11 protein-coding genes and 1 pseudogene are annotated in these 8,840 nt (G+C 69.3%); 4 read left to right on the top strand and 8 right to left on the bottom strand.

What is annotated here, in order from left to right; all coding sequences use genetic code 11:
* The 3 genes and pseudogenes from AC2W7C_RS09555 to AC2W7C_RS09545 all read right to left on the bottom strand — a co-directional run.
* A partial coding sequence (locus AC2W7C_RS09555; protein ID WP_486001228.1) for an FAD-dependent oxidoreductase occupies positions 1–200 on the bottom strand: 200 nt, incomplete at its 3' end.
* 98 nt (positions 201–298) lie between these two features.
* Positions 299–832: a phosphoenolpyruvate carboxykinase domain-containing protein gene (locus tag AC2W7C_RS09550; RefSeq protein ID WP_486001227.1), complete on the bottom strand. Its 534-nt coding sequence runs from the start codon at positions 830–832 to the stop codon at positions 299–301.
* Between the two features lie 137 nt (positions 833–969).
* Positions 970–2,139, bottom strand: a pseudogene (locus tag AC2W7C_RS09545) (phosphoenolpyruvate carboxykinase (GTP)); the annotation flags it as partial.
* Between the two features lie 210 nt (positions 2,140–2,349).
* On the opposite strand from AC2W7C_RS09545, the gene AC2W7C_RS09540 reads away from it, so the two are divergent.
* Together AC2W7C_RS09540 and AC2W7C_RS09535 are read left to right on the top strand one after the other, a co-directional pair.
* Entirely contained in the window at positions 2,350–2,985 is a 636-nt protein-coding gene (locus AC2W7C_RS09540; protein ID WP_486001226.1) for a DUF938 domain-containing protein, read from the top strand.
* Between the two features lie 45 nt (positions 2,986–3,030).
* Positions 3,031–3,786: a pseudouridine synthase gene (locus tag AC2W7C_RS09535; protein ID WP_486001225.1), complete on the top strand. Its 756-nt coding sequence runs from the start codon at positions 3,031–3,033 to the stop codon at positions 3,784–3,786.
* A 379-nt stretch (positions 3,787–4,165) separates the two neighbouring features.
* Here the strand turns inward: AC2W7C_RS09535 and AC2W7C_RS09530 are convergent, their stop codons facing one another.
* A complete protein-coding gene (locus tag AC2W7C_RS09530) occupies positions 4,166–4,696 on the bottom strand; it encodes a dihydrofolate reductase family protein (protein WP_486001224.1) in 531 nt (176 codons plus the stop codon).
* A gap of 1 nt (position 4,697) precedes the next feature.
* Positions 4,698–5,375 carry a glutathione S-transferase family protein gene (locus tag AC2W7C_RS09525; RefSeq protein ID WP_486001223.1) on the bottom strand — a complete coding sequence of 226 codons (678 nt, stop codon included), beginning with the start codon at positions 5,373–5,375 and terminating at the stop codon, positions 4,698–4,700.
* Between the two features lie 79 nt (positions 5,376–5,454).
* Between AC2W7C_RS09525 and AC2W7C_RS09520 the strand changes: the two genes are divergently transcribed.
* The gene (locus tag AC2W7C_RS09520) at positions 5,455–5,895 is read left to right on the top strand and encodes a MarR family winged helix-turn-helix transcriptional regulator (RefSeq protein WP_486001222.1); all 441 of its coding nucleotides are present in this window, start codon (positions 5,455–5,457) and stop codon (positions 5,893–5,895) included.
* Between the two features lies 1 nt (position 5,896).
* Here AC2W7C_RS09520 and AC2W7C_RS09515 read toward each other — a convergent pair whose 3' ends face one another.
* Positions 5,897–6,784, bottom strand: coding sequence for a hypothetical protein (locus AC2W7C_RS09515; protein WP_486001221.1), 888 nt, complete (start codon positions 6,782–6,784; stop codon positions 5,897–5,899).
* Between the two features lie 138 nt (positions 6,785–6,922).
* On the opposite strand from AC2W7C_RS09515, the gene AC2W7C_RS09510 reads away from it, so the two are divergent.
* Positions 6,923–7,630 (top strand): hypothetical protein, encoded by a 708-nt coding sequence (locus AC2W7C_RS09510; RefSeq protein ID WP_486001220.1) that lies wholly within the window; start codon positions 6,923–6,925, stop codon positions 7,628–7,630.
* A 10-nt stretch (positions 7,631–7,640) separates the two neighbouring features.
* Here AC2W7C_RS09510 and AC2W7C_RS09505 read toward each other — a convergent pair whose 3' ends face one another.
* Complete coding sequence (locus AC2W7C_RS09505; RefSeq protein ID WP_486001219.1) at positions 7,641–8,087, bottom strand: MarR family winged helix-turn-helix transcriptional regulator; 447 nt, start codon at positions 8,085–8,087, stop codon at positions 7,641–7,643.
* Positions 8,088–8,238: 151 nt separating this feature from the next.
* Complete coding sequence (locus AC2W7C_RS09500; RefSeq protein ID WP_486001218.1) at positions 8,239–8,520, bottom strand: hypothetical protein; 282 nt, start codon at positions 8,518–8,520, stop codon at positions 8,239–8,241.
* Positions 8,521–8,840 lie beyond the last annotated feature (320 nt).

The raw sequence follows: 8,840 nt of genomic DNA, 5'->3' as shown, positions 1-8,840 counted from the left end.
CTTGAGCAGCGCGGCCCGTCGGGCGAAACCTCGTCCAGCAGGCTTTCCAGGGCCGGGGCGATCATGCCGGCCGCGACGGACGAGGCGTTGGCCCTCCCGGGGTCCAGCACGGTCACGGCGAGGCCTCGCGCACCGAGCTCGGCGGCCGCGCAGAGGCCCAGCACGCCGGCGCCGACGACGATCACATCAGGGGAGGTCACGGCGGGTCTATTCGACCCGCCGCTTGTTTTTGGCAAGACGCGCTAACGCTCGGCTCGCGGAGCCTCGCTGCTTGAGCGCGAGACCGAGCCAGGTTCGCCTACTCGGCTGCGATGGCGGCGGCGCGGTGAGCGTCGATGCGGGCGGTGAGGGCCGCGTGCTGGTCCCACAGGGCCTTGGGCAGGCGGTCGCCGAACTTCTCGTAGAAGGCGGGGATCAGCGCGGCTTCCTCGGCCCAGACTTCGGCGTCGACGTCCAGCAAGGTGGCCAGGTCGGCGTCGGTCAGGTCCAGGCCCGACAGGTCCAGCGCCTCGGCCGACGGCACGCGGCCGACCGGGGTGTCGACCGCCGTCGCCTCGCCGTCCAGGCGCTCGGCGATCCACTTCAGGACGCGGGCGTTGTCGCCGAAGCCCGGCCAGACGAACTTGCCCTCTTCGTTCTTGCGGAACCAGTTGACGAAGTAGAGGCGCGGCAGCTTGGCCGGGTCGGTGCGTCCGCCCATCGACAGCCAGTGGGCGAAGTAGTCGCCCATGTTGTAGCCGCAGAAGGGCAGCATGGCGAACGGGTCGCGGCGCAGCTCGCCAACCTTGTTCTCGGCCGCGGCGGTGCCTTCCGAGGCGACCGACGAGCCCATGAACACGCCGTGCTCCCAGTCGAAGGCCTCGGTGACCAGCGGCACCGCCGAGGCCCGGCGCCGCCGACAGAGGCGCGATGCACGCCCTTGGGATCCTCCCATTCGGGCGCGATGGTCGGGCACTGGTGGGCCGGGGCGGCGAAACGGGCGTTCGGGTGGGCGGCGGGTTCGCCCGAGGCCGGATCGTGGGCCGCGCCCTTCCAGGTGGTCAGGCCTTCCGGCGCCTGCTTGGTCAGGCCCTCCCACCAGACGTCGTTGTCGGCGGTGAGCGCCGTGTTGGTGAAGACGGTGTTGGTCGCCAGGGTGGCCAGGGCGTTCTGGTTGGTGTTGCGGCTGGTGCCCGGCGCGACGCCGAAGAAGCCGGCCTCGGGGTTCACGGCGTACAGGCGGCCGTCGTCGCCGAAGCGCATCCAGGCGATGTCGTCGCCGATGGTCTCGGCCTTCCAGCCTTCCAGGGTCGGCTGGAGCATGGCCAGGTTGGTCTTGCCGCAGGCCGAGGGGAAGGCGGCGGCGACGTATTTGGCGCGGCCCTTGGGATCGGTCAGCTTGAGGATCAGCATGTGCTCGGCCAACCAGCCCTCGTCGCGGGCCATGACCGAGGCGATGCGCAGCGCGTAGCATTTCTTGCCCAGCAGGGCGTTGCCGCCGTAGCCCGAGCCGTAGGACCAGATCTCGCGGGTCTCGGGATAGTGGACGATCCACTTCTCCTCGTTGCAGGGCCACGGCACGTCGGCCTGGCCGGGAGCCAGCGGGGCGCCCAGGGTATGGACGGCGGGGACGTATTCGCCGTCCGAGCCCAGCACGTCCAGCGCCGGCTTGCCCATGCGGGTCATGATGCCCATCGAGACGGCGACATAGCCGCTGTCGGTGATCTCGACGCCCAGGGCGCTGATCTTGGAGCCGAGCGGCCCCATGGAGAAGGGCACGACGTACATGGTCCGGCCGGCCATGCAGCCGTCGAACAGGCCGTCCATGCGGGCGCGCATCTGGACCGGATCGGCCCAGTTGTTGGTCGGGCCGGCGTCGGCCTGGTTCGCCGGGCAGATGAAGGTGCGGCTCTCGACGCGGGCGACGTCCTTGGGATCCGAGGCGGCGTAGTAGCAGCCGGGGCGCTTAGCCTGGTCCAGCTCGCGCAGGGTGCCCTTGGCGATCAGGTCGGCGACGATGGCGGCCTTCTCGGCCTCGGAGCCGTCGCACCAGTGGACGCGGGCGGGCTTGGTCAGGGCGGCGATCCGCTGGACCCAGGCGACGAGGCCGGCGTGGTTCGTGGGGGCCGGGTGCAGGCCCGGGATGGCGGAAGCCGTCACTGTCACTCTCCTGAACGTCGCGCCCGGCGATCTGGCGTCGCCGTGGCCGTCTCCCTTGCGCGTCTTCACGCAATGTTTCAGCGGCGGAATGACATCGAAGCGGCCGTTGCGTCAACCGACGCACGTTTCAACCTCTCGCGAGCGTCGCCGGACCCCGGACCTGCACATTTCCGTTCGCGGCGAGGCCTTGGGCGGGGTATCGGACGGCCCATGCAGACGATGGATCCGGTCCGGCCGACTCCCCAGGGCGCCCTCGCCTCGCCCGCCGTGGCGCGGAACACGGCGCCGATCCTGGAGGTGCTGAAAGCCCACCTGCCGGCGCGTGGCCGGGTGCTGGAGATCGCCAGCGGATCGGGCGAGCACGCCGTCGCCTTCGCCGGCGCCCTGCCCGGCCTGGACTGGACGCCCAGCGATCCGTCGGCCGAGGCGCGCGCCAGCATCACCGCCTGGGCGGAGACCGCCGGCCTGGCCAATCTCAGACCGCCTCTGGCCCTGGACATGCTGGATGAGACGACCTGGTCGACGCCCCAGGTCGACGCGATCGTCTGCATCAACATGGTCCACATCAGCCCCTGGGCGGCGACCGAGGGCTTGATGCGTCTGGCCGGTCAGGCTCTGCGGCGGCCCGGAGGCCTGCTGGCGCTGTACGGCCCCTATCGCGAGCCCAAGGTCGAGTTGGCCCCCTCCAACGCCGCTTTCGACGAGAGCCTGAAGGCGCGGAACCGGGACTGGGGCCTGCGCGAGCGAGAGGCGGTGACGGCGGCGGCGAAGGCGGAGGGCCTGGCGCTGACGCTGCGGATCGCCATGCCTGCGAACAACATCATGCTCTTGTTCCGGACGCTCTGATCCTCGGGTCAAGCCCGAGGATGACGGGTGTGCTAGGGGCTGCGCATGAGCTTTTCTCGAACCTACGACGGCCCTGAACCCGTTCGGATCAACAAATGGCTGGGCCAGTCGGGCGTCTGCTCGCGGCGCGAGGCCGACGCCCTGATCGCGGACGGCCTGGTGTCGGTGGACGGCGAGGTGGTGCGCGACGCGGGCCGCAAGCTGGAGGCCGGCCAGACGCTGACGCTGAACGACAGGGCCGAAGCGACCCTGGCCCAGGGGCAGACGATCGTGCTGCACAAGCCGGTCGGCTATGTCTCGGGCCAGCCCGAACCGGGTAAGGTCCCGGCGGCGCGGCTGCTGACCCTGGCCAATCGGATCGGCGAAGGCGAACCGCCCGGGCGCGTCGTCCTGCCGCCGATAGGACGGTTGGACGAGGATTCCCGTGGCCTGCTGCTTCTGTCGTCGGACGGGGTGGTGGCCAAGGCGGTGATCGGACCGCAGTCGGATTTGGACAAGGAGTATCTGGTCCGGGTGACCGGCCAGGTCACCGAGGCGAAGCTGACCAGGCTGCGCCACGGCCTGGAACTGGATGAGCGCAAGCTCAAGCCCGCCCGGGTGACCATGGTCGAGCCCCAACTGCTGCGCTTCGTGCTGAAGGAAGGCCGCAACCGGCAGATCCGCCGCATGTGCGACCTGGTTGAGCTGCGGGTCATCGACCTGCTGCGCATCCGGATCGGGCCGCTGGCGCTGGCCGACCTGCCCGAGGGTCGGTGGCGGACGCTGACGGACGAGGAGCGGGCGGCGCTGATCGCGGGGTGAACCGCACCGAGTGCAACGTGCGCGGCACGGTCGCCACCTTCCGTCATTCCGGGGCGCCAGGGGATCAAGCCCGTGGTTCGACGCGCCGCCCCGTCCGAGAGCGCTGCCCTGGGTTCCGGGTTCTTCGCTGCGCGAAGCCCCGGAATGACGGTGAAAAGGTGAATGTACACTCCGGAAAAATGGAGTGCACATCGTGCACATTTTTGGCCTAGCGTTTGATCTGTAACGGGATTTTTGACGCCTGAAAGTGCACTTGCCGGCCAAAGCGCACTCCGCCGGTCTGTTCGATTGTCAAAGACCCGAGGTGGAGAAGCCTAGCGGGTTGGTGCGTCAGATTCGGTCGCATCGTTTCTCGCTCCCCAGAGCTCGGCTTCGACTCCTACGCCGGGACATAGGTCAGCAGGATCGCCTCCCCGCCGATCCGCTCGCTGGAGACCAGGCGGAGCGGGGGCCGGGGACCGGCGAAGAAGGGCTTGCCGCCGCCCGTTACGACCGGATGGAGGTAGATCCGGTAGGCGTCGATCAGGCCGAGTTCGCCGAGGCTCCGCGCCAGTTCGGGCCCGCCGACCTCGATCTCGCCGTCGACCTCGGCCTTGAGCTTGCGGACCGCCCCCTCGACGTCGTCGCCGATCAGGGTGGCGTTGGGGCCGACTGATTTGAGCGTGCGCGACACGACCCATTTGTGGTGAGCGCGCCAGCCCTCGGCGAACTCGCGATCCGCGGAGGACCACTCCGGATGATCCTCGTCCCAGTAGCGCATGATCTCGTACAGGCGGCGGCCGTAAATGCTGCCGGCCTGGCCGCGCACCTGGTCGATGAAGTGACGGAACAGGACGGCGTCGGGCCCGAACTTGTCGTGGTCGACATAGCCGTCGAGCGACTGGTTCATGCCGAAGACGAGGCGCGCCATCCTAGGCGGCCTTTCCAGCCAGTTGCGGGTTCCTCGCCTCCGCCGCCAGGAACGGCTTCATCTGATCGGCCAGGGCGCGCTTGAAAGCCGGGCGAGCCTCGGCGCGGGCGACATAGTCCGCCAGGGCCGGGTAGTCGACCAGGATGTCGGTGTGGCGCAGGTCGCGGAGGACGTGCGTCATCAGGATGTCGGCGGCGCTGAAGCGGTCGCCGGCGAACCATTTGCGATCGCCCAGTGCGGCCTGAAGGTCGGCCAGGCGACGGCGCAGCTGGGGTTCGACTTGCAGGCGGCGTTCCTTGGCCCAGGCCTCTTCGGGATGGAAGATGTCGATGGTGGCCAGTTCGGCGACGAAGGGCTCGACGCTGTTCATCGCCGCGAACAGCCAGGTCAGGACCATGGCTCGACCGGCGTCGTCCGCCGGCATCAGCTGGTCGGAGGCCTGGGCGATCCATAGGACGATGGCGCCGGATTCGAACATTTCGACCTTGCCGTCGCTGTAGGCCGGCACCTGGCCGAACGGCTGCCTGGCCCGGTAGGCAGGCGTGGCCTGGTCCTCGAAGCCGATCAGGTGGTCGTCGTAGCCGAGACCCGCCTCCTCCAGCGCCCAGCGGACGCGGATGTCGCGGACCGAGCCCTGGGCGAAGGGCGGCACCCACTTGAACGCGGTGACCTTGATCATGGGAGGCTCCTTCCTGGATCGGGCGCCGTCCGCGCCTCGCATCGTTGACGAAAAGGTTGATATCAACCTATTATGCGGCATGTCAATCGCGACCGCCGACTTCGCCGCCACCGTCCACATCCGCGACCACTGCCTGTGTCTGCACGCACAGCGGGCGGCGCGGGCGCTGTCGCGGCGGTTCGACGAGGCGTTCCGGACCGTCGGGATCACCAGCGGCCAGTTCTCGCTGCTGAACAGCCTGAACCGGCCAGAGCCGCCGACCATCGGCGCGGTGAGCGCCGTCCTGGGCATGGACCGGTCGACGGTCACGGCCAATCTGAAGCCGCTGGAGCGGATGGGCGCCGTCGTGATGCGCGTCGACGCGGCCGACAGACGCGGGCGGCGAGTGGCTCTGACCGAGGCGGGCCGTGCGCTGCTGGCGGCCGCGACGCCGATCTGGGTCGCCGAGCACGGCGCGATCGAGACCGAGTTGAGCGGCGGCGGCGACGCCCTGCGCGCGGGGCTGCGCCGGGTCGCCTAGGCTAGAGGCCGTATAGCGACAGCCCGGCGTTGGTGAGGATGAAGACGCCGCACCAGAACACGACGCCGATCATGCCCAGGGCGACCTGGCCCGCCGGCTCCACGAGGAACTGATCGCGCCAGTCGGTGTCGTTCCTGCCGGCCCGCCACTTGGCGAAATGAAGCGCGCGGCGAAGCCAGTCGACGATCATCAGCAGCAGCAGGAACACCACGACGGCCAGCTTCAGGTGCGGATAGCCCAGCACCGTGAGCAGGGCGACCAGGGCCGCGGTCCAGCCGAACGCCCATACCGCCTGGCTGAGCGAATGGCCGCCGAGATAGCGCATCTCGCCCCACCACGAGAGCACCGGGCGTCCGTCGGCGGTCGCCTCGCGCTCGCGATGGAAGGTGGCGAAGCCCAGGGTGCGCGTCGCCTCATAGGTCAGGAACAGCGAGATCGGGATCACGACGATCAGAAGGCCGCTGCGGATCGACCCGTCCAGAGGGACGGCGGCCAGAAGGACGCTGTGGACGACCGCGGACAGGCCGCCGACGGTCAGCAGCATGAAGCCGACATCCTTGAAGTCGCGGCTGAACAGCAGGCGGGCGCCGTTCCTCAGGATGTAGATGCCGAAGAGCGAGAAATAGTACCGCCAGTCCGGATGGATGGTCAGGTGCAGGCCCAGGGGCGAGAACAGCTCGACGATCCAGCGACCCAGCGGATCGCCCCACGACCCGACCAGCACGGCCAGGACCTTGTCGAGGTAGCCGACGATGGTGGTGAACACCGCCCCGACGCCGAACCGCAGCGTCCGTTCCGCCAGGGCGAAGAGCGACAGGCCCGCGAAAATCCGGCCCAGGGCGCCGAACAGCCCGTCGGCGACGACGCGCCCCATGATCCGACCCAGCATCGCCCCTCCCAAGGTCCCGTGCGAGACCACGCTACCGAGCGTTGCATCCGTTGTCAGCCATTGTTCCGCGAACCGGCCTTCGCCGATCAGCTTGACCGCCGCGACAAGGCTGCGGCGCCGGCCCGTTCCTCGAAAGGGGTGACCCGGCCGGCCTTCGCGGCGATGATGGCCGCCGGAGGCCCGATGAACGTCCTGACCATCCTGCGATCCGTGGAGGAACTGCTCTACGAGGTCATGTCGTGGCTGCTGTTCTATCCGCGCACCCTGTTCGCCACCCTGCGCCACCCGCTGAAGACGATGCGGTATTCGGACCAGGAGCAGCGCGACAAGCCCGAGAAGCAGTACCTGGAGACCCTCAGCCCGCCGCTGTTCCTGGTGCTGAGCATCCTGCTGGCCCACGGGATCGAGTTGGCCTTCGGCTTCCGGGTCGAGGAGCGGTCCGGGTTGGGCCGGATGGTGACCGACAGCGACCAGAACCTGCTGGCCTTCCGCGCCCTGATGTTCAGCCTGCACCCGCTGCTGTTCGCCTGGGCGTTCCTGAAGCTGTCCGGCCGGAAGATCGACCGGGACAGCCTGCGCGCGCCCTTCTTCGCCCAATGCTACCTGTCCGGCGCGACCTCGATCCTGGTCAGCCTGGCGTCGCTGGGCGTGCGCGACCCGCGGGAGTGGACGACGCTGGCGGGGGCCGCCGTCGTGATCGCGGCCACCGTCTGGTACGTGGCGGTGCAGCGGCTGTGGCTGATGCATGTGGAGGGGATGACGCGCCTGCGGGCCTGGGCCTGGGCGCTGGGCGTTTTCGCGACGGCCACCGGCCTGGTGTTCGCCGCCGACGTCCTGGTGGACTAGCGGTCGCCCCTCAGGCCTCTTCGGCGGGACGCGACACGGCCTGGGCCAGACCCCGCACCCTGGCGTTCAGGTCGGCGATCTCGGCGACGGTCAGGCCCGAGCGTTTCAGCAGTTCCTCCAGCAGGCAGCCGGCGCGGTCCTCCAGCGCCCTGCCCTCTCCCGTCAGTTCGACCACCACCTGGCGCTCGTCGTTCGGGTTGCGCCGGCGATCGACGAGGCCGGCGGACTCCAGCCGCTTCACCAGGGGGGTGATGGTGCTGGGTTCCAGGTCCAGCCGCTCGGCGATCCGGCCGACGGTGCGGGGGCCGCCCTCCCAGAGCACGCTGAGCACCAGGTACTGGGGATAGGTCAGGCCCAGGGCGTCCAGCAGCGGCTTGTAGGCGCGGTTGATGGCGATGCCGGCGGCGTAGACCGCGAAACAGAGCTGACCGTCCAGCGACACGGCGGGCTTGGGCATGACGGACTCCTTCGCCCTTCATATGGGGCCGGGGCGAAGGAATACATATCGCGATAAAGAATATCCGAGCAACGATCCGGCGTGACGAAAGCCGGACAAGGTCGGGACCGCCCGGCGTCCCGGACGGCCCCGAGGCGATCCCGTGCGTCGCCTAGAGCGGCATCATCACATTGCCGTCGCAGTAGAAGGCCGGATAGGCGTCGTAGTAGCCGGACGGCACATAGGCGCGCTGCACCCAGGTGTGCTCGCCCCAGCCGCCGCAGCCGGAGTCGGTGACCACGCCGCCCTCCTGGGTCTTGGCCGCGTCGTGGTACCAATAGTAGGTGTAGCCGGTCTCCTCGGGCCCGTATTCCTGCGCCGCCATGCCCATCGAACCGACGGCGGCGAAGGCGACGGCCGCGACGGCGGCGATGCTCCGGATCTTCCTCAACATGCAGACCTCCCTGAAATGCGCCTGACGCGCGAATTCAGGGGATGGCGAGCGGGCGCGGGCCGCAACTCAAAGTTTCGTGACGTTAACAGCTTGGCTATTGAGGGTTGCCGGGAGGCGGCGCGCCGACGCGCTCCATTCGCGACAAATTCGGACCACGCGCATCCAAGGGCCGGGCTCGGGGCCTCTTCGCCTTCGGAAACGACTGGGGAGAGCGTTCCATGATCCGACAGCTTCCGGCGCTTTGCGCCGCCCTCATCGCCCTGGCGCTCACGCCCGTGGCGGCCCCAGGCCCAGGCCCCAGCCGGGGCCGCGGCCGGACC

It is taken from the genome of Brevundimonas sp. CURTG3B2_SDJG (assembly GCF_057364705.1).
This window is presented reverse-complemented; position numbering and strand designations above follow the sequence as displayed.

What these genes read in the sequence shown, in the direction of transcription:
- AC2W7C_RS09550 (WP_486001227.1), bottom strand. Translation starts at nt 832, where the DNA reads ATGGGCTCGTCGGTCGCCTCGGAAGGCACCGCCGCGGCCGAGAACAAG.
- AC2W7C_RS09540 (WP_486001226.1), top strand. Translation starts at nt 2,350, where the DNA reads ATGCAGACGATGGATCCGGTCCGGCCGACTCCCCAGGGCGCCCTCGCC.
- AC2W7C_RS09535 (WP_486001225.1), top strand. Translation starts at nt 3,031, where the DNA reads ATGAGCTTTTCTCGAACCTACGACGGCCCTGAACCCGTTCGGATCAAC.
- AC2W7C_RS09530 (WP_486001224.1), bottom strand. Translation starts at nt 4,696, where the DNA reads ATGGCGCGCCTCGTCTTCGGCATGAACCAGTCGCTCGACGGCTATGTC.
- AC2W7C_RS09525 (WP_486001223.1), bottom strand. Translation starts at nt 5,375, where the DNA reads ATGATCAAGGTCACCGCGTTCAAGTGGGTGCCGCCCTTCGCCCAGGGC.
- AC2W7C_RS09520 (WP_486001222.1), top strand. Translation starts at nt 5,455, where the DNA reads ATGTCAATCGCGACCGCCGACTTCGCCGCCACCGTCCACATCCGCGAC.
- AC2W7C_RS09515 (WP_486001221.1), bottom strand. Translation starts at nt 6,784, where the DNA reads ATGCTGGGTCGGATCATGGGGCGCGTCGTCGCCGACGGGCTGTTCGGC.
- AC2W7C_RS09505 (WP_486001219.1), bottom strand. Translation starts at nt 8,087, where the DNA reads ATGCCCAAGCCCGCCGTGTCGCTGGACGGTCAGCTCTGTTTCGCGGTC.
- AC2W7C_RS09500 (WP_486001218.1), bottom strand. Translation starts at nt 8,520, where the DNA reads ATGTTGAGGAAGATCCGGAGCATCGCCGCCGTCGCGGCCGTCGCCTTC.